The following is a 20,226-nucleotide window of genomic DNA, read 5'->3' on the forward strand; positions in this document are numbered from 1 at the left end:
GATTAGCTCAGCTGGGAGAGCATCTGCCTTACAAGCAGAGGGTCGGCGGTTCGATCCCGTCATCCTCCACCATAATTATAAGTGTTCTTTGGCGGTGTAGCTCAGCTGGCTAGAGCGTACGGTTCATACCCGTAAGGTCGGGGGTTCGATCCCCTCCGCCGCTACCAAATGATTAGTTGTTTGAAACTGGAGGAATACCCAAGTTTGGCTGAAGGGATCGGTCTTGAAAACCGACAGGCGGGTCATACCGCGCGGGGGTTCGAATCCCTCTTCCTCCTCCATTTATATTAATAATTTCTATTATCGCGGGGTGGAGCACGTTCGAATAATCTTCTTCGAATAAACTTCAGCGCAACGATTGAGCCGCTGCTTGAATAAGCTTTCTGAAATCGGGGCGGTCCTAAAATTAGGAGCATGTGAAAACTATATTTCTTTCTATTATCGCGGGGTGGAGCAGTCCGGTAGCTCGTCGGGCTCATAACCCGAAGGTCGCAGGTTCAAATCCTGTCCCCGCAATTTGGTCCGGTAGTTCAGTTGGTTAGAATGCCTGCCTGTCACGCAGGAGGTCGCGGGTTCGAGTCCCGTCCGGACCGCCATTTTTTTCTAGTAGGTTTCCTGCTATTGATATATAGGTTATTTTGGCGATTGTGGCGAAGTGGTTAACGCACCTGATTGTGGTTCAGGCATTCGTGGGTTCGATTCCCATCAGTCGCCCCATTATTATTTGATTACTGGGCTATAGCCAAGCGGTAAGGCATCGCACTTTGACTGCGACATGCGTTGGTTCAAATCCAGCTAGCCCAGCCATTTTTACTTATTTTTGATAATGCGGGTGTAGTTTAGTGGTAAAACCTCAGCCTTCCAAGCTGATGTTGTGAGTTCGATTCTCATCACCCGCTCCAATATGGGCCTATAGCTCAGCTGGTTAGAGCGCACGCCTGATAAGCGTGAGGTCGATGGTTCGAGTCCATTTAGGCCCATCATAAAAAACGACTTAGAAGTTTCTTACAACCTCTAAGTCGTTTTTTTTACATACACTATTTACAAAAAATATGTTTCCCAATTCTTTTGATTTGAGGCCGACTCCATATCCAGCCACTTGTCGCGGTATCAGGATTAAAATAATAAATGGCTCCGCCACTAGGATCCCAGCCATTGATCGCATCCATAACTGCTTTCTTCGCAGTCGCATTGGGTGTTAAATTAATCTGGCCATCTGCCACTGCAGTAAAGGCTCCTGGTTGATAGATGACACCTGCAACTGTATCTGGAAACGATGAGTGACTGACCCGATTCAAAATAACTGCTGCAACAGCAACCTGTCCAGTGTATTCCTCTCCACGTGATTCCCCGTAAACAGCGTTTGACATCAATTGAATATCATTTTGTGAAAAACCTCCTGTGACATTAGCAGAATTGTTTCCCGATGAATTAGTTTTTTCATATTTTGTTGCTTTCACAATAGCTGCCTTTGTTTTAGAGCCTACCACACCATCCACAGGAAGACCAAATTGATCTTGAAAATTCCGGACGGCCCAATAGGTATTCCAGCCAAATACACCATCTACATTACTTGTATAAAAGCCGTTATATTTGAGTCGTGACTGTAATTCAATAACGTCTTCTCCTGTTGAACCCCTTTGGAGAACCTGACTAGTAAACGCAAATACGTCATTACTTTGTTCACTAGTGGTAATGAATACAATAAAAAGCACAAGAAAAATCAGCCGTGTCTTTATGAAAGCTTTTTCTAGCAAAATATAGCCTCCTAAGAACAATAATAACGTTATTTTCTTCAAAATTTGCCCTTTTATGTAAGATGAATAAAAAAGAATACCGCCCGATTGCGGTATCCCTCCCATAACTATTATTTATTTGACTCTCTAATCACTTCCGTATAAAACTTTATCGCATTTAGGTAGTTTTCGACGCTGACATGTTCATTCGTTCCATGCATTCGATTGAGATCCTCTGAAGTAATCTGTACAGGTAGGAACCGATAAGTATTACTAGAAATCCGATCATATTGCCTTGCATCAGAGCCGGCAAACATTAAATACGGGGCAATGACTGCTTTCCCGTATACATTCCTCGCAGCTTGTTGAATCGACTTAAATGGCCATCCCGTAATCGAAGACACCTTGGAGGCTTCATTACCTGTTACCGTCACGTTAATATCATCATCATCGATGGTGTCCTCAATGAATGTCTTTACTTCACCTAAGGAATCACCAGGCATGAGTCGAAGGTTGATGAAAGCGGTGGCTTTTTCAGGTAAGGCATTATATTGCTCGCCAGCTTGAAAAATCGTTGGGGCAATCGTGGTACGAATTAATGCTGCAGAGGCTGGCTGTCCAAGTAATATTTTTTCAATCACCGGCTCAAAAATGACTTTGTTGGCAAACACATATTTCATCCCAAAACTCATTTCTGGTGCAACATATTCAAATAAATCTTCACCGGGACCTCTAAGGTCACCATGAAACTGAGTATCTTCAAGTTTCGCAATGGCACTTGATATCCGGCCAATATTGGTGTGATCCTTTGGCTGGGAGGAGTGACCGCCGCTGCCTTCAATTGTTAGTTCTGCTGTCGCTGATCCTTTCTCCGAAATACCAACCACACCAACAGGCTGATTCACACCAGGAACCATGTTTTCAACGATTGCTCCACCTTCATCCAAAACATAGTCAAAGGTTATCCCTCTGTCTTTTAAGGTATCAACAATCGTTCTAGCCCCTTCATCACCGCCGATCTCTTCATCAAATCCAAACATAAAATACAGATCGCGCTTCGGCTGGAATCCTTCCATTAACAAATAATCAACCGCTTGTAAAATTCCAATCACGCCGATTTTGTCATCTAATGTCCCTCGGCCCCATATCTTCTCATCCACAATGGCGCCACTGAAAGGTTTTTGCTCCCAATTGGCTTCCGTTCCAGATAAAACAGGAACCACATCATAATGACTTGTTAAACCGACGGGCCTTTTGCCTGCATCGCTGCCTTTCCATTTATATACAAGGGCATAATTATTTACTCTTTCAAATTCTAACTGTTCGTAAATACGTGGGAAACTTTCGTGTAAAAAGGCAATAAACTTTTCAAATTCCTTAAAATCAAATTTACTGCGGTCTTGATAGGATATGGTTTTGTAAGTTATTGCTTTGGATAAATTCTCAACTGCAACATCCTCGTTAATTACTATGTCTGTTGGGTGGGGAGCCGGTTGTTTTGATTTTGTTATTAGAGTATTGAAAACGGTTATAGTTAGGAAAACAAGAATGATACCGCCAAAAATTCGTAGTGCAAGCTTTCGCTTTTTCATAGAAAACATCCCCACTTTTCCTGTTAATACCTTAATTGTACAATATTATCAGAATAGTAGGAACTTTATGTGATTATAAAAAGAAAAGAACGATTATCATGGATAATCGCTCGAAATAAAGTACTTCCTTTATTTAAGTGCTTTGCTAACTTTAAGTTTCTTTCCTTTAATGGTGGCATTCTCCATCGCCTGTAAGACGAGCGCGCCCTTGCCATTCAAAATATCAACATAGGTCATCTGATCCTGAATGGTGATAATGCCAATATCCTCGGCCGTGACACCAGGGATTTTTGCGATCGTCCCAACAAAATCGACTGCGCGCATCTTCTTCTTTTTTCCACCACTGAAATGCAGCTTCATGATACCTTGGTTAATCCGTGCGGTTTTATTATTTCTTACGACACGGCGGCCACCGATTTTTTCTTCGAAAGCGTCTTTTCCTTTTGCAACTTCAGCAGGCTTTGGAGCCTCCATTTTAGGAATCTCAAAGCCAATATATCGCTCTATCGAACGAACAAATTTCCCTTCATATGGGGTGGCAAAAGTTATCGCTTTGCCTTCATTTCCGGCACGACCCGTTCTCCCGGTGCGATGGACATAGCTTTCCTTTTCCATCGGGACGTCATAATTGATGACGAGGGTGACATTATCAATATCAATTCCACGTGCAGCTACATCCGTGGCGATGAGGTAGCGGAAATTCCCCATTTTGAAGCCATCCATTACGGCAAACCGATCTTGTTGTTCTAATCCTCCATGAAGTCGTTCACAAGAATAATTGGATTCTTCCAATTCGGAATAAACAGTATCGACATGTTCCTTTGTCCGGCAAAAGATAAGACAGCTGTCTGGATTCTCGACCACTGTAACATCCTTGAGCAGGGATAGTTTGTCTTCCTCATTGACCTCGATTAACCTATGTTCAATCGTATCCGTCGTGACCCCGGTGGATGCAATTTCGATATTAACAGGATTTTTCATATACTTATGGCAGAGGTTCTCGACATCCTCCGGTAAGGTAGCCGAGAAGACCATGGTGACTCGGTTGGAAGGAAGTTCTTTTATGATCGCTTCAACTTCGTCGATAAACCCCATATTAAGCATTTCATCTGCTTCATCGATAATAAGATACTTTATTTCATCAAGAATGAGGGTCTCTCTGTCAATATGGTCCATGACACGTCCGGGTGTTCCTACGACGACATGCGTTTTCTGCTGCAGTTCTTCTTTTTGCTTCGAAAATGGTTCTTTCCCGTAAACAGCCATGGCCTTGATCCGTTTAAACCTGCCAATATTCGTCACATCCTCGCGCACTTGAACCGCAAGTTCTCTCGTTGGGGTAAGAATTAATGCTTGTGGCTTCCTTTCTTCCCAGTTAATCATGTTGCAAACAGGGATCGCGAAGGCGGCTGTCTTACCGCTGCCCGTTTGCGATTTTACAACCAGATCTTGATTCTTCAATGCCAGGGGAATGACCTTGGTTTGGACCTCGGTAGGAGTGTCATATTTTAAAATGGTCAGTGCTCTTGTGATTTCGTCACTTAAATGATAATCCGCAAAACTTACTTTACTCATGTATTTACCTCGTTTATTAGTATTATCCGGCTTACCTTTAGGATTTCTCGCAAAGAAATATCATATGCATAAACTGAATACGCTCCATTATACTGGATATACACCATTCACCCAAAATAATTTTTAAAATTATTTCAAAAAAAGTGCCTGACACCAGAAGTGTTGCTATATCTGGTGTCAGGCACTTTTTTGCTGAAAAATATTATTGTAATGTGACATTTGTCATATCCTGCACATGACACCTGCTACTAACAAGGACAAACTTCTTTCTTTATACTTTGATATAACGACACGAAGAAGGAAGGGAATTCAAAAAAATGACCTTACAAAATACGAAGACTCTAAAAAAACAAGTGGCTCCCTTTGAAAAATCAACGACAAAAGAAAGTGTATGGCAGATTATAAATACTGTCGTGCCATTTATTGCATTATGGTACTTAGCCTATTTAAGCCTATCCGTTTCCTATTGGTTAGCATTGGTTCCGATTGTAATTTCCGCAGGATTACTAACTAGGATTTTCATCATATTTCATGATTGTACCCATCATTCCTTTTTTAAAAGCCGCCGTGCCAACCGAATCGTTGGGACAGCGATGGGTGTATTAACCATCTTCCCCTTTGATCAATGGGGACATGAGCATTCTGTTCATCACGCAACAAGTGGAAACTTGGATAAACGAGGTACAGGAGATATTTGGACACTTACAGTAGATGAATATTTAGCTGCGCCACTTAGACTTCGTTTAGCTTATCGTTTTTATCGCAATCCATTGGTCATGCTTGGATTAGGCCCGATTTATGTTTTTCTTCTTAAAAATCGATTTAACCGTAAAGGCGCAAAACAGAAGGAACGTAACAACACGTATTTAACCAATGTTCTGATTGTTGCTCTGATTAGTATACTTTGTTGGGCAATCGGATGGCAGTCGTTTCTATTAGTACAGGGTTCGATTTTCATGATCTCAGGAGCTGCAGGTATTTGGTTGTTCTACGTACAGCATACTTTTGAAGATTCTTATTTTGAAGAAGATAAAGAATGGGAATATGTGAAAGCAGCAGTTGAAGGTAGTTCATTCTATAAACTTCCAAAAGTTTTGCAATGGTTGACTGGAAATATTGGCTTTCACCATGTGCACCATTTAAGCCCACGGGTTCCTAACTATAAATTGGAAGAGGCACACAAAAATACGCTTCCTTTACAAAAGGTTCCGACGATTACGCTTGCTACAAGCTTAAAGTCTCTTAAATTCCGTTTATGGGATGAGGAACGAAAGAACTTTGTAACCTTTAAGGAAGTTAAAGCTTTAGCGAAGAAAAGGTTCACTGTCCAACAAGTGAAACCGGAAATTTAACAACTAAAGATCCCATTATTACAGGCTTGCTCCCCTTCAATAAGGGGAGTTGTTATTTACATAACAGCTGCCAGATAAGGAGAGAACTTACATGATTCGAATAGTTATTGCAGAGGATCAGGAACTGCTGCTTGGTGCAATGGGTTCTCTCTTGAATTTGGAAGACGACATGGAAGTGGTCGGTCAAGCAAGCAATGGGGAAGAGGCACTTTCACTAGTGCATCAACTGCAGCCTGATGTTTGTATCATGGATATCGAGATGCCTGAAATGAGTGGGCTAGAGGCAGCAGAAGCCTTAAGTTCATTTGGCTGCAAGGTGATTATTCTAACTACCTTTGCGCGAAATGGATATTATCGGCGTGCTTTACAGGCGGGGGTAAGTGGGTTTTTATTGAAGGATAGCCCTAGTGAGGAACTAGCCAATTCCATTCGCAGCATTAATAACGGAGATAAAATTTATAACGCGGAACTAATCGATGAAGACCCCATTGACCAAAAACAAGATATAGAAAAAATACAACAAAAACAACGCCTCAAGGAACAAACAAAAATCAACACAGTCAGAAACTACCTTACCACCATACTAGATAAAATAAAATTACCAACAGGGTAGAAAATAGGTGTCAGGCACCATGTGAAATTTTCACATAGTGTCTGACACCCTTTTTTATATTTTTATATTTCAATAATGATAGGCAGGATCATCGGTTTTCTTTTTGTTTGGGCAAATACATATTGGCCGACGCTTTTTTTGATGTTTTGTTTCATGACATTCCATTGGCGGATATTTTCACTTTGGAGGTCATTAATGGTTTTCTTAGCAAGGCGGTTTATCTCTTTGAGGAGCTGATCCGAATCACGTGCATAGACGAAACCGCGCGTAATCGTATCAGGTCCAGAAATGATCTTTCGGTCTCCTTTACTAATGGTGATCACAATTACGAGCATTCCATCTTCAGAAAGTTGTTTCCGGTCCCTGAGGACAATGTCCCCAATGTCGCCAACGCCCATTCCGTCTACATATGTATCCCCAGCTGGAATGGAGCGGGTCTGACGAGCAACGGAATTTTCGATATCAACCACATCGCCATTTTTAATAATAAATGTATTCCCTTGCTCTACGCCCACTGACTCCGCTAATAACCGGTGATGATGCAGCATTCGATATTCACCATGAATCGGAATAAAATAGGTTGGTTTCATTAAAGTAAGCATGAGCTTTAAGTCTTCCTGATAACCGTGCCCAGAAACATGCATACCCGTTGAACTGCCTGAGCCATAGATCACTTTAGCACCTAGTTTGAATAAGTTGTCGATGATCCTTGACACATCTTTTTCATTGCCCGGTATTGGTGAGGCAGCTAAGATAACTGTATCTCCCGGATAAATGGAAACATCCCGATAGTTTCCGCTGGCTAAGCGAGCAAGAGCCGCCATGGGTTCCCCCTGACTTCCGGTGCATAGGATGACCACTTTTTCCGGAGTAAGTTGGTCAACATCCCGTGCTTCGATGAGCATTCCTTCGGGCATGGTTAAATATCCCCGCTCTATTGCAACAGAGACGACATTTACCATACTACGGCCAAGAAGCGCGATCTTTCGATTGGATTTTATGGCAGAGGCAACGACCTGCTGAACACGATTTACATTCGATGCAAAGGTAGATATGAAGATTTTCCCTTCCGCTTTCATGAAAGCTTCATCCATATTGTCCCCAATCATCTGCTCTGAAGGTGTTAGCCCTTTACGCTCCGCATTGGTACTTTCAGATATTAAAACTAAGACACCTTGCTCGCCGATATCAGCCATTTTATGAATATCCGAATGTTGATTATTCACCGGTGTTAAATCAAATTTGAAGTCTCCGGTATGAACGACATTCCCCTCTGGAGTATGAAAAACAATGCCGAGACAATCCGGGATACTGTGACTTACTCTAAAGAAGGAAACCGAAGTTTCCCCAAACTCAAGTTTGGAATTAGAATCAATTGTCACGAGCTTTGTGTTTCCATTCAATCGGTGCTCGTCAATTTTTAATTCAATGAGACCCAATGTAAAGCGGGTAGCATAAATAGGGACGTTCAATTTTCTTAAGATATACGGGATCCCGCCAATATGGTCCTCATGCCCATGGGTGACAATCAATGCGCGGATTTTCTCCTGATTTTCTTCTAAATAGGTAATATCGGGGATAATTAAATCAATTCCTAATAAACTCTCATCTGGAAACTTTCCACCGCAGTCAATGATAAAAATATCGTCTGCGTATTGAACCACATACATGTTTTTACCGATTTCATTGATGCCGCCTAAAGCGAAAATGGATAATTGCTGATCATTGGTTTGCAAGTGAATATCCTCCCTATACCAAGTAAATATCAATAGTATGCCCTTTTGGTTAGACTTTATTGGAATGGGAGATGGAAACTTTTTCTAGATAGTTACCATCAAAAAAAGGCTGCCAACAGCACTGAATTTCCTGTGTGTTGACAGCCTACAAGCAAATTAATTTAATGTTTGGACTAGATGTCCAGGCAAAACCTCTTGCAATACCCTTTCCTCCTCATGACTCAGAGGAAGCAATGGCAATCGAAGTCCACCAACCTGCACCCCGCTCATGTTCAGGGCTGCTTTTACTGGTGCCGGATTAGGAGCCGTAAATAATGCCTTCATAAGAGGCAGAAGTTGGCGATGAGAGTGAGCCGCTTCTTGGACGCGGCCATTTTTAAAGTGATTAATCATTTCTTGCATTTCATTGCCAATAATATGGGAAGCAACAGATACAACTCCAGCACCGCCAATTGCTAAAACCGGCAATGTTAAGCTGTCATCCCCACTATAAAGGGTAAAATCGCTAGGAGTTTGGCTAATAATAGCCGCCATGTCATCCAAGTTGCCGCTTGCTTCTTTTACAGCGACAATATTCTCGATTTGTGAAAGGCGAACAATGGTCTCTGGCGATATATTAACCACACTTCGGGCAGGGATATTATATAGCATTACCGGCAATGATGTAGATTCAGCAATTGCTTTGAAGTGTTGATACATACCTTCTTGGGAAGGTTTGTTATAGTATGGAGCAACAAGCATAATACCATCTACACCTGTTTCCTCAGCCTGCTTTGTTAAACTGATAGAAGCCCTCGTGTTATTTGAGCCAGTGCCAGCGATGACAGGAACTCTTCCTTTCGCTGCGACGACAACAGCTTTAAATAGAGCGATTTTTTCATCTGTCGTTAAGGTTGGAGATTCCCCTGTTGTACCAGCAACGACAAGACCGTCCGTCCCATTATCAATTAAATAATCTACTAATCTTCTTACTGCGTTAAAATCAACCTCGCCATTTTGATCAAATGGTGTAACCATCGCGGTTAAAACTTGGCCAAAATTCATCTTTTCTCACCCTTTTAATAAATTTTTATAAAATTTAGAGGTGGGCAAGGCCATTCAAAATTCAACGCAAAAAAGCAACAGTGAGGGTTCACTGTTGCATTAGAAACATAAATAACTAAGTTTCCGTGCGTAAGATAGCCCTCCATATAGTCTCCTATATGACAGTTCTGTATTTTTTCAATAGCAGAACCAGCTTCATGATAAATGAGAATCAATGAAACTTCGGCAAATTCCCCTTTCCACAACCATCGTTGGACCTCATTATCCTCCAGTTGCGTACTAATGTCTTTGCGCCTCTATCCTCACTTCAAACGTATTGAAGCAAGAAAAATATATAATTGATAATAATATATCAGAATATTCCTTTTGTTTCAAGGGAAAAAGGAACTAGATATGCCAAATCTATGCAGTCTCTAATCCCTGTTTTTCTTTTTCCACTTCTAATGCAGATACAATATAAGCAAATCCGTTCATCACAAAATAAATAACATCCGATTGGATCTGTTCCTTTTCTCCTAAATAAGTATTTATGATCATACTGATGGAAAAGAAAACTACAAAGGATAATGCAATTTTATTAAAAATCATCAAATTTACCGACCCCTTTATTAGGATTCTTATGTTAATCATATTTGCTTAAAACAGGTTTTATGTCTTCATCGGGAGGGTGGTGCTAGAAATCAATGAGTGCCAGGTGTTGGTTCCTTTACCATGGTCCTTCTTGGAAGTTCTTTCTTACCGTAGAGGAAGTAGTAAAAAACCATCGACGCAAGAACGACTGCACCTAGGATTACATACAAAGTACGATAGCCAGTTAGCGGAATAAAAAAACCAAGGATGTATGGACCAAACCCAAGACCGGCATCAAGAAAGATAAAGAAAGTGGAAGTTGCCAATCCCATCCGATGGGGAGGAGTTACTTTTACTGCTATGGCTTGGGTACTTGATTGCAAGTTACCAAAACCAAGTCCGATTAGTACGCCAGCTGCTAATAATATAATATTAACGCTTGCGGTGCTAAGAAGGAACAAACCTCCGGCAAAGGCAATAATACATGGATACATAATATAGTTTGCCCCTTTTAAATCCATTATACGACCGGTAAGGGGGCGAGATAACAATACGGCTATGGAATAAACTAAGAAAAAGAAACTTGCCGCACTTACTAGGTCAATTTCTATCGCATAGAAGTTAATAAACGAAAGAACACTGGAATAACAAAAAGCAACTATTAGTGTAATAACAGCAATTGGAAGTGCCTTGGGTTCTATATAATTGGAAAGCTTAAATCCTTTTGTTTCAGTTGGTTGGGGCGATCCTTCCAATTGTGGCACATTTACAAAGAAGGCTGTGATCAAACTAATAACCCCTAATACAAGAGAGAAAATAAAAATCATTTGAAAATCCGTATGCTGGGTCATGTATAGACCAATGAATGGGCCAATTGCGGTAGCCAATGTTGCACTCATGCTAAAATAGCCAATTCCTTCTGCTTTCCGTGAAGCAGGGATAATCTGGGCCACAATCGTTCCTGTTGCTGTACCGACCATTCCAGCAGCAATCCCATGAAGTAAGCGTGTTATAAGCAGGAAGGTAATCCCGAAATTCAGAAAATAGAGAAGAAGTGTCAAAATAAAAAAGACGGCACCAATGATTAACGTTCTCCTTCGGCCAATTGATTCAATAAATCTGCCAATCAATAGCCTGCCAATCAATGAACCGACAATAAAGATCCCTGTGACAAGACCTGCTTGACTTGTAGAAGCATGAAATTTGTCTACTGAATAAACACCAATGATGACAATTAATAAATAAAAGACTAAAGTGACGAAAAAATTGACCCCGGAAACAATCGTAAAATCCTTGGTCCAAAGTTTAGCTCTTGGTTGATTCACGTTAATTAACTCCTTACTTAATAATATGGTCTCGTATGATTCCCATAATTCGGATGGTCTCAAGCTGTTCCTGCTCTGAGATTCCTTTTAAGATGTCATTTTCAAATTGATCAATCGTGACACGAACATCCGTATATACTTTTTTTCCTAGTTCTGTCAGCTGTATCCGCTTTTCACGTTTATCGTTGCTAGGAACCTGTTCGACATATCCTAGTTCTTCTAAGCGATTAATAGTCCGAGTCACTGTGGGCTTTTCTACATATAAATAATGAGAAAGTTCCACAAGTGTAGCAGGTCCATTATTGGATAAGCAGTGAAAAATAGACCATTGTGCTCTGTGTAGTTGGTGTTCAGCCAAATGGAAATTCAATTTATTTTCAAACGGCCGGTACAGCATCAATAATTGGTGAAAGAATTTTTGTGAAGTTTTTATTTAAATCACCCCGAATAAATTAAATAGTTAGCTAGAGTAATAATTACCTTGGGTAACTATTATAGTGTACCAGATGCGGCTTTATTAGTCTAATCGATGTTACTAATCAAACGTTTGATTAAAACGTGTGGAAGCCTTGGGATATATGGATTTATGAGGGGATAGTGTAGTTTTGGAAAAACTAATCAAACGATTGATTAAATGGGGGAGAGACCTTGGTATTAAAGGCTTTTTCTGGTGTGCGAAATTTTTTTTGAGGAAAAACTAATCAAACGTTTGATTAAAAAAGGTCGGAAAATACCTCTGAAAAACTAATCAAACGTTTGATTAAATAGGGTTGAAGCCTTGGTAAATAAGGCTTTTAAGGTGCTATTTGTTATTCCTAAACAAATACAAACCGAATCCCAACGTATCCCTGCCCCAAGTCAAATAAGTCCGACGCCAAGTTCGGATCCGCTCTAGCATGGCATCACAATCGGGGTCTTCTGGAGTTTCAAGACAATAATTCTCAACGGACATCGAATAAAGCCATTCGTAATCATCCCATTCATCATCATTGGCTACATAAGACCAAAGCGGGATTAACCCTAATATTTCGCCAGCCTTTACAGTATCCGCATGGGTTTTACATTCCGACTCGTCAGCTCCTCCGAGCGCTTCTAAATACGCAGGGCTTGGAGTTTGTTTCCAATATCCCTCGCCAATCAGAATGTAACCATTTTTCTTAACTAGACGTTTTAATGTCTGTAGGGTGGGTTCAAGTCCACCTAATGCGTGGGTGGAACCAATACAAATGCCAAAATCATATCCTGCTTCTTTACATCTTTCGACTGCCGGGTTGGCATCTTCCACAATAAACTCAATGCTACCTTCAGGAATTCTGCCGTTTGCCTTCTGCTTTGCTTCCTCGATGGACCCTTCATACAATTCGATAGCTGTAGCGGCTACATGGTATTTTTCCACCAAGCGAATTAACAGTTCACACTTTCCTGCTCCAATATCAATCACTTTGTCAGAGGCTTTTGGAGAGACAATATCAAGCATTTTCATTATCTTTTTTTCGTTAATCGGATTACTAAAGGCATGGTCGCGGTGGGCAATTGCTGAAAATTTATTTCTATCCATATATTAATATCTCCTTGTCTAAGTGGTCTGTATGAAGCGTATCTTACTCAGCTTTATGAAGCAAGTTAATATGTAATGGATTGAATCGTATAATCGTATCTAAAGTAAAGCTGGGTAGGAGAGATAGTTCCTTCTTCATGAAGGCACCTCGCCAGTTAAGTAAGTTGCAATCTCTAGCCCAATTCTATTTAATAAAAACGTAGTGCAAAATTAGTTTAAATGAGGTTATCAATATGAGAGCATTAGTTTTTAATACGTTTGGCGGGCCAGAGGTACTGAAGTATTCAGAAATCAACGAACCTGTTATTGGTCCAGATGAAATACTCCTTAATATGAAAGTAATTGGCCTAAATTTTGCTGATATATATAGAAGAAAAGGTAACTACCATCTCGAGGGAGAGCCTCCCTTTATTTTAGGGTATGAAGGGGCAGGAATCGTTACAAAGGTCGGAGAAAATGTTCAAGGCATCCGCATTGGCGAGCCGATTGCCTTTGCCGATGTACCACATGCCAATGCAGAGTTCGTAGCTGTTCCAGTGGAAAAGGCGATCCCTCTGCCTGAAACGATCTCGTTTGAGGAAGCAGCTTCCGTGCTATTACAAGGATTAACGGCTCATTATTTAACAAGGGATAGTTATCCCGTGAAAAAGAAAGATATCGTACTAGTCCATGCAGCAGCAGGCGGGGTCGGGCAGCTCTTGGTTCAAATTGTCAAATTACTAGGCGGGACAGTTATAGGTTTAACTTCGTCCATCGAAAAAGCCACTGCAGCAAAAGAAGCAGGAGCGGATAAAGTGTTCTTGTACAAGGATGATTGGAAAAGGCAAATCCTCGAAGCGACAAATGGTAAAGGTGTCAATGTGGTCTATGAATCAGTAGGTTCAACGCTTCCAGACAGTTTTGATGTCACTCGCATCGGCGGGACGGTTGTATTTTACGGAATGGCAGGAGGGGACCCAGCTTTAGTGGATCCAAGAATGCTGATGGATACATCCAAAACCTTGACGGGTGGAGACCTTTGGAATGTCCTTACCTCCCGAGAAGAACGAATTGCTCGTTCAACTGAGCTGTTCCGGTGGATGACGGAAGGAAAGGTTAAAGTATCCGCTCCAACTACCTTCACACTAAGCGATGGTCAAGAAGCACACCGTTATTTAGAAAGCCGGAAGAGCACAGGGAAAATATTATTAATACCATAATATCCATATAAACTTACGAGCCTCCACAATTGTGGGGGTAGTTCTTTTGGAGTCATCTTTGGAGTCAGGCACCAAAATCATGATAAAGAAAAATATTTAATTTTTTATTGCAAAAGCGCTTTCAGTGGGTTTATAATATGAGTAAATCGATTTACTAAACCGATTTACTAAAACGTTTTATCGAAAGTACTTTTTAAAAAGGGGATTTTTGTTATGAATAATGTAATTGTCCCGATAAACGCATTTGATAGATTTGAAGTCTTGAAGAAAGGGCAAACTTCATTTATTAGGCTCATTGCAGATTCAGGTGCTTATGGAATTGAGATTCGACGTGAATTATTGTCGGATCAAGATCCACCACTACATCAAATTAAACAAAAAATTGAACAATATCAGTTGTTCACTGTATATTCGGCTCCGATTGAGTTATGGAAAGCCGATCACGAGTTAAACGAAACGGAATTAAACGAGATCTTTCAAGAAGGAAAAGAGCTAGGAGCTAAATGGATCAAGGTTTCTCTTGGGCATTTTCAAAAAGGCCAATCCAATTTTAACACACTAAATACCTTTTTGAATCAACATCAGGAAATTCAAATGTTTGTTGAAAATGATCAAACGCTTCATGGCGGGAATATCAATCATTTAACATCCTTTTTTGAAAGCGCCTCCGAGCAGGGCACACCAGTTAGGATGACATTTGATGCCGGAAACTGGTATTATTCTGGTCAGGATGTGGACGATGCCGTCAGCAAACTTGCACCATATGTCGAGTATCTTCATTTAAAGCAAGTAGAAGATGATATGGGTGAGTTCATCACGGTGCCATTACAAAAAGACGGAAGTCACAGTTGGGAGAAGGTTATGAATCGTTTTCCATCTGAAATGGTAAAAGCGCTTGAGTTTCCGATCGAACCGAAGGAGAGAACACCAGAGTTTATTCAGATGATAATGGAAGGTGAGGCTTTAACATGCAACAGTTAGATACAATTACTTTTGGAGAAGCCATGGCGATGTTTATGGCCAATCATCCTGGTTCCTTACACGAAGTCAGCCAATTTACCCGTGAACTTGCCGGGGCAGAAACGAATGTAGCCATCGGGCTTGCCAGGCTTGGCTTGCGCTCTGGATGGGCAAGTAAAGTCGGAAACGATGCGTTTGGAAAATTTGTCATCGAACGGATCAAAAATGAAAACGTTGACATCGAACATGTTTTGATCGACCCACATTATCCGACTGGATTTCAACTGAAATCGATGGTGTTAGAGGGCGACCCAGAGGTTCAATATTTTCGCAAAGGCTCGGCAGCAAGTCATTTAAACCATGATGATTTTAATGAAGAGTACTTTCAACGTGCAAAGCACATGCATATGACGGGGATTCCATTAGCCCTTTCGGAAAGTCCAAGAGCCTTTGCAAAACACGCTCTAACGTTTATGAAAAACAATGGTAAAAAGGTTTCCTTTGACCCGAATTTAAGACCCACTCTTTGGGCATCACAAGAAGAAATGGTAAAGGAAATCAACGAAGTGGCGTTCCAAGCAGATTATGTGTTACCGGGCATCGCTGAGGGTGAAATTTTAACAGGATTTAAGGAACCTCGTGATATCGCCTCCTTTTACTTAGACAAGGGAGTTGAGCTCGTTGTCATTAAGCTTGGGGCTGAGGGAGCTTTTTATAAAACAGCAACAGAAGAAGGTACCGTTCGCGGTTTTCGTGTGGAAAAAGTGGTTGATACCGTTGGTGCCGGTGATGGTTTTGCCGTTGGGGTGATCAGTGGATTACTCGAAGGTCTCAAAGTTCAGGATGCGGTTTTAAGAGGCAATGCGATTGGTGCGTTAGCGGTCCAATCACCTGGTGATAACGACGGCTATCCAACCAAAGCAGCGTTAGAAAAATATATAGAAAATCAATTAGAGGGAGTGAAATAACATGAAACAAACGATTGCGAAACAACGCTGGTTACGTCTTATTCCAATTGCTTTTATTACGTATAGTCTTGCTTACCTTGACCGTGCCAACTATGGATTTGGAGCTGCTTCAGGATTAGCTGAGGATCTTCACATTACTGCTGGTACTTCTTCCTTACTTGGTTCTCTATTCTTTTTAGGATATTTCTTTTTCCAAGTGCCAGGTGCTGCGTTTGCCGAGAAAAAGAGTGCGAAGGTACTCATTTTCTGGTCATTGATTGCATGGGGCTTATTAGCTTCATTTACAGGTATGATCTCGAATATTAAATTGTTATTTGTGATTCGCTTTTTACTTGGAGTTGTGGAAAGTGCAGTTATGCCGTCCATGCTTGTACTCTTAAGTAACTGGTTTACGAAAGCAGAACGATCTCGTGCGAATACGTTTTTGATTTTAGGAAACCCAGCAACCGTATTATGGATGTCAATTGTTTCTGGTTATTTAGTTAACTCTGTAGGCTGGAGATGGATGTTCATTGCTGAAGGGCTTCCGGCTGTTATTTGGGCATTCATTTGGTGGAAAGTTGTCAACGACAAACCAAGAGAAGCAAAATGGTTAACCGAACAAGAAAAGAATGATTTTGAACAACAATTAGCAAAAGAGCAAGAAGGAATTAAGCCGGTAAAAAATTATGGCGAAGCTTTTAAATCAAAACCAGTTATTTTGTTAAGCGCGCAATACTTCCTATGGAGCATTGGTGTTTATGGATTCGTCATGTGGCTTCCATCGATTATTAAAGCAGCGCCAAATATGGATATCGTAAAAACAGGCTGGTTATCTTCGGTTCCTTATATTTTAGCCATTATTCTAATGTTAGTTGCTTCTTATTTCTCTGATAAAACATTGAATCGAAACGCATTTGTTTGGCCGTTCTTATTGATTGGTGCAATCGCTTTCTATGCCTCTTATGCGATTGGAACAGAACATTTCTGGATTTCATTTGTCTTACTTGTGATTGCCGGCGGTGCCATGTATGCTCCCTATGGTCCATTCTTTGCCATCATTCCTGAAATCCTGCCGCGTAATGTAGCTGGTGGTGCGATGGCTCTTATTAACAGTATGGGTGCGTTAGGCTCATTTGTTGGTGCTTATATCGTAGGATATTTAAATGATGCTACAGGTGGATTCGGTACTTCTTATATCTTTATGGCAGGATCTCTATTCCTTTCCGCAATTTTAACCATCTTAGCGGTAAAATCAGCAAAAAAGGATAAAAGCAAGGCAGCAGATGTTAAAATAACTGCTTAAAAAAGTAGAAGCAGCTTTGGAATCTTTCCAAGGCTGTTTCTAATTTATAAAGGTTCTTACGGACAAACCCCATCAAGAAAGAGGTGGAACTGTCCGCAATAGAGGTTCTTACAGACAAAACCCACCAAGAAAGTGGGGGTACTGTCTACAACAAACACACTGAAACTTTTCATGTGTGATGAGGTTCTCTTCTCTAAGAACACTCCGTTTCGACTCCAACTGGAAAGTTAGTAGATTTCCGGCTAAAATGAAGTCAGTGATCAAGAGGAAAGAGGAAGATAGGCATGGAAAAAGTAACAATGGCCGACGTAGCAAAAGCAGCCGGTGTATCGAAAAGTACCGTTTCTCAATACTTAAATAAACGGTTTGAATATATGGGTGAGAAAACGAAACATAAGATTGAAGAAGCGATTGAAGAGCTTGGCTACCAGCCAAATTTTATCGCAAGAAGTTTGAAACAAAAGCGGACCTCGATGGTGGGAATCATTGTCGCCAATATTACGCATTATTTTTCAACGGAAATCAGTCGTGCAATAGAGGATTTTTGTCATAAACATGATTTGCACGCCATTGTCTGTAATGCCGATGATGATCCCGAAAAGGAAAAGAAATATATTGAAATGTTAAGAGCTAAGCAGGTCGATGGTTTGATCATTTTTCCGACAGGGCAAAATAATGATTTATACAAACGGATGGTCAAACAGGGCTATCCCGTTGTTTTTGTTGATAGAAAAGTAGAGAATCTTGATGTGTTTTCCATCATTACCGATAATACGGATTCTACTTATAAGGCTGTGCAGCATTTGATTGAGAAGGGCCATCAGAATATTGCATTTGTTGTGCAGCCGCTGACGGTTAGTACCCGTATCGATCGATTGACTGGGTATAAAAAGGCAATAACCGATGCCGATATAGAGGTAAATCCAGATTTCATTATTGAAGCAAGTATTCCTGAATTGAAAAGCAAAATAGAACAACTCTTTTCTTTAGATGTTAAGCCAACAGCCATCTTTGCAGCAAATGATCGTGTCTTATTAGCGGTTCTAGAATTTCTAAAGGAAAAAGGCATTAGGCTTGGAAAAGAACTTGAGTTGGTCGTATTTGATAATATTCCATTCGCTCATTTGCTAGAGGCGCCGATTTCCTTCATCGTTCAACCAGCAAAGGATATGGGAAAAAAGGCAGCCGAGCTATTATTTGAACAGATTAACAAAGAAAATATACAACCTGAAGTGTTTGTCTTTCCAAGCAGAATGATGTAAAAAGAATTGTTGGTGCCTGACACCATGATGAGTTCAGGCACATATTGAAGAACGCTTACAAATGAAGTATAATATTTTCATAAACCGATTTAGTAAACCGATTTATCAACAAACCCATATAAAGGAGTTTGATTATGAATATTCAACTGGCTTTGGATCGAATGAACATAGCTCAAGCAATCGATTTAACGAAAAAAGTGGAGGATTCGATCGATTGGATTGAGGTTGGGACTTCGCTAATTAAAGAATTTGGTACGGCGAGTATAAAAGAGATGAAACAGGCTTTCCCTCACAAAAAAATTGTTGCAGATATTAAAACAATAGATAATGCCCGCTATGAATTTGAACTATGTTTTGAAGCAGGAGCAGATGTTGCGACCGTTATGGGAGTTTCTCCTTTAGTAACCATTGATACTTGTATGGAAGTAGCCAATCGTTATCAAAAAAAGGTCATGATTGATCTGTTAAATACGTCCGATGAACAAAAACAAGCATTACGGAAATACAATGACGCAATTTTTTGCGAGCATGTGAGTAAGGACCAACAAGAGGAATTAGGCAGTCAAAATCAAGGAACAACGTCAACAATTGATTTCTCAGCGTTTCAGGTGGCAGCAGCAGGCGGGATTAAGCTAGATTCGATCGAGAATCTCATCGAGTCACTGAATCCTGCGGTTGTCATTATTGGTTCAGCGATTACGAAAGCGGAAAATCCATCAGAGGCGGCACACCAATTTAAACAAATTATTTTACAAACGGAGGAGAAAATGACATGTTAGTAATTCCTACTATTTTAAAAGAAGTAGAAACGGTCCTTAGCCAAGTGAAAGAGGCCCAGCTTCAAGAGTTAGCAGTTCAATTGCAAAAAGCAAAGCGGATTTTTGTTATCGGTGAAGGACGATCCGGATTAATGGCTAAATCATTTGCGATGCGTTTAATGCATTTAGGTGCAACTGTATATGTTGTAGGGGAAACGATCACACCATCTATTGAGGAAAGTGATCTATTAGTGGCGATTTCCGGTTCGGGAACAACGAAGAACGTGGCTTGGACTGCTGAAAAAACGAGGTCACTAGGCTGTTCAGTAATGGCTGTGACTACCAATCCTGAGTCGCCATTAGCAGCAGCGGCAACACAGATTCTTCATGTACCAGCCGCCACAAAATATCGCCGCGAGAATGAGTTGAAAACAATCCAGCCGCTTGGTTCATTATTCGACCAATGTGCACACATTCTATTTGATACCCTATGTTTGCTTTACAGCAAACTCAATGAAGTAGACCACACACTAGCATTCGGCCGACATAGCAATTTAGAATAGGAAAATGAATGGTGCCTGACACCAATTCGGTATTCACCGAATTGGTGTCAGGCACTCTTTTTTTGTAAGAGAGTAAAAACAAGGAATCGAGGAGGTTTTCAAGAATATATAAGTTGAAAATGGATTCTTA

At 40.7% G+C, this 20,226-nt stretch carries 18 protein-coding genes, 8 tRNA genes and 1 riboswitch; of the genes, 17 read left to right on the top strand and 9 right to left on the bottom strand.

What is annotated here, in order from left to right:
• Positions 1-90 precede the first annotated feature (90 nt).
• The 8 genes from FS608_RS23205 (at position 91) to FS608_RS23240 (ending at position 980) form a co-directional block, all read left to right on the top strand.
• Positions 91-167 (top strand) — tRNA-Met (locus FS608_RS23205).
• Positions 168-188: 21 nt separating this feature from the next.
• Positions 189-281, top strand: a tRNA-Ser gene (locus FS608_RS23210).
• A gap of 161 nt (positions 282-442) precedes the next feature.
• A tRNA-Met gene (locus tag FS608_RS23215) sits at positions 443-516 on the top strand.
• 3 nt (positions 517-519) lie between these two features.
• Positions 520-596 (top strand) — tRNA-Asp (locus FS608_RS23220).
• A gap of 45 nt (positions 597-641) precedes the next feature.
• Positions 642-717: transfer RNA gene (locus FS608_RS23225), tRNA-His, on the top strand.
• A gap of 15 nt (positions 718-732) precedes the next feature.
• Positions 733-807, top strand: a tRNA-Gln gene (locus tag FS608_RS23230).
• Positions 808-828: 21 nt separating this feature from the next.
• A tRNA-Gly gene (locus tag FS608_RS23235) sits at positions 829-902 on the top strand.
• Positions 903-906: 4 nt separating this feature from the next.
• Positions 907-980, top strand: a tRNA-Ile gene (locus FS608_RS23240).
• Positions 981-1,037: 57 nt separating this feature from the next.
• Here the strand turns inward: FS608_RS23240 and sleB are convergent.
• The 3 genes from sleB to FS608_RS23255 all read right to left on the bottom strand — a co-directional run bounded on the left by sleB (position 1,038) and on the right by FS608_RS23255 (position 4,903).
• Positions 1,038-1,757 carry a spore cortex-lytic enzyme gene (gene sleB, locus FS608_RS23245; protein WP_144554940.1) on the bottom strand — a complete coding sequence of 240 codons (720 nt, stop codon included), beginning with the start codon at positions 1,755-1,757 and terminating at the stop codon, positions 1,038-1,040.
• 110 nt (positions 1,758-1,867) lie between these two features.
• Positions 1,868-3,328: a M20 family peptidase gene (locus tag FS608_RS23250; protein ID WP_186328871.1), complete on the bottom strand. Its 1,461-nt coding sequence runs from the start codon at positions 3,326-3,328 to the stop codon at positions 1,868-1,870.
• A 129-nt stretch (positions 3,329-3,457) separates the two neighbouring features.
• Positions 3,458-4,903 (bottom strand): DEAD/DEAH box helicase, encoded by a 1,446-nt coding sequence (locus tag FS608_RS23255; RefSeq protein ID WP_144554942.1) that lies wholly within the window; start codon positions 4,901-4,903, stop codon positions 3,458-3,460.
• Between the two features lie 317 nt (positions 4,904-5,220).
• Between FS608_RS23255 and desA the strand changes: the two genes are divergently transcribed.
• A complete protein-coding gene (gene desA, locus FS608_RS23260) occupies positions 5,221-6,255 on the top strand; it encodes a Delta(5) desaturase DesA (RefSeq protein WP_144554943.1) in 1,035 nt (344 codons plus the stop codon).
• A gap of 91 nt (positions 6,256-6,346) precedes the next feature.
• A complete protein-coding gene (locus FS608_RS23265) occupies positions 6,347-6,868 on the top strand; it encodes a response regulator (protein ID WP_144554944.1) in 522 nt (173 codons plus the stop codon).
• Between the two features lie 62 nt (positions 6,869-6,930).
• On the opposite strand, the gene FS608_RS23270 is transcribed toward FS608_RS23265, so the two are convergent.
• The 6 genes from FS608_RS23270 to FS608_RS23295 form a co-directional block, all read right to left on the bottom strand.
• Entirely contained in the window at positions 6,931-8,604 is a 1,674-nt protein-coding gene (locus FS608_RS23270) for a ribonuclease J (RefSeq protein WP_144554945.1), read from the bottom strand.
• 156 nt (positions 8,605-8,760) lie between these two features.
• On the bottom strand, positions 8,761-9,648 hold the full coding sequence (gene dapA, locus FS608_RS23275; RefSeq protein ID WP_144554946.1) for a 4-hydroxy-tetrahydrodipicolinate synthase: 888 nt from the start codon (positions 9,646-9,648) through the stop codon (positions 8,761-8,763).
• Positions 9,649-9,775: 127 nt separating this feature from the next.
• Positions 9,776-9,955: riboswitch (Lysine riboswitch) on the bottom strand.
• A 95-nt stretch (positions 9,956-10,050) separates the two neighbouring features.
• Complete coding sequence (locus FS608_RS23280; RefSeq protein WP_260871787.1) at positions 10,051-10,236, bottom strand: hypothetical protein; 186 nt, start codon at positions 10,234-10,236, stop codon at positions 10,051-10,053.
• Positions 10,237-10,328: 92 nt separating this feature from the next.
• Positions 10,329-11,543 carry an MFS transporter gene (locus FS608_RS23285; RefSeq protein WP_144554948.1) on the bottom strand — a complete coding sequence of 405 codons (1,215 nt, stop codon included), beginning with the start codon at positions 11,541-11,543 and terminating at the stop codon, positions 10,329-10,331.
• A 13-nt stretch (positions 11,544-11,556) separates the two neighbouring features.
• Positions 11,557-11,976, bottom strand: a complete 420-nt coding sequence (locus FS608_RS23290) for a MarR family winged helix-turn-helix transcriptional regulator (protein ID WP_144554949.1) — start codon at positions 11,974-11,976, stop codon at positions 11,557-11,559.
• 369 nt (positions 11,977-12,345) lie between these two features.
• Positions 12,346-13,101, bottom strand: coding sequence for an SAM-dependent methyltransferase (locus tag FS608_RS23295; RefSeq protein WP_144554950.1), 756 nt, complete (start codon positions 13,099-13,101; stop codon positions 12,346-12,348).
• A 233-nt stretch (positions 13,102-13,334) separates the two neighbouring features.
• Between FS608_RS23295 and FS608_RS23300 the strand changes: the two genes are divergently transcribed.
• The 7 genes from FS608_RS23300 to hxlB all read left to right on the top strand — a co-directional run bounded on the left by FS608_RS23300 (position 13,335) and on the right by hxlB (position 20,096).
• A complete protein-coding gene (locus tag FS608_RS23300; RefSeq protein WP_144554951.1) occupies positions 13,335-14,300 on the top strand; it encodes a quinone oxidoreductase family protein in 966 nt (321 codons plus the stop codon).
• Between the two features lie 213 nt (positions 14,301-14,513).
• Complete coding sequence (locus tag FS608_RS23305) at positions 14,514-15,281, top strand: sugar phosphate isomerase/epimerase family protein (RefSeq protein WP_144554952.1); 768 nt, start codon at positions 14,514-14,516, stop codon at positions 15,279-15,281.
• Positions 15,269-16,228 (top strand): sugar kinase, encoded by a 960-nt coding sequence (locus FS608_RS23310; RefSeq protein ID WP_144554953.1) that lies wholly within the window; start codon positions 15,269-15,271, stop codon positions 16,226-16,228. The genes FS608_RS23305 and FS608_RS23310 overlap by 13 nt, the downstream gene beginning before the upstream one ends.
• A gap of 1 nt (position 16,229) precedes the next feature.
• The gene (locus FS608_RS23315; RefSeq protein WP_144554954.1) at positions 16,230-17,513 is read left to right on the top strand and encodes an MFS transporter; all 1,284 of its coding nucleotides are present in this window, start codon (positions 16,230-16,232) and stop codon (positions 17,511-17,513) included.
• Between the two features lie 284 nt (positions 17,514-17,797).
• Positions 17,798-18,775 carry a LacI family DNA-binding transcriptional regulator gene (locus FS608_RS23320; RefSeq protein WP_144554955.1) on the top strand — a complete coding sequence of 326 codons (978 nt, stop codon included), beginning with the start codon at positions 17,798-17,800 and terminating at the stop codon, positions 18,773-18,775.
• Positions 18,776-18,909: 134 nt separating this feature from the next.
• Positions 18,910-19,554: a 3-hexulose-6-phosphate synthase gene (hxlA, locus tag FS608_RS23325; RefSeq protein WP_144554956.1), complete on the top strand. Its 645-nt coding sequence runs from the start codon at positions 18,910-18,912 to the stop codon at positions 19,552-19,554.
• A complete protein-coding gene (hxlB, locus tag FS608_RS23330; RefSeq protein WP_144554957.1) occupies positions 19,548-20,096 on the top strand; it encodes a 6-phospho-3-hexuloisomerase in 549 nt (182 codons plus the stop codon). The genes hxlA and hxlB overlap by 7 nt, the downstream gene beginning before the upstream one ends.
• Positions 20,097-20,226 lie beyond the last annotated feature (130 nt).

Source organism: Bacillus sp. X1(2014), from assembly GCF_007678255.1.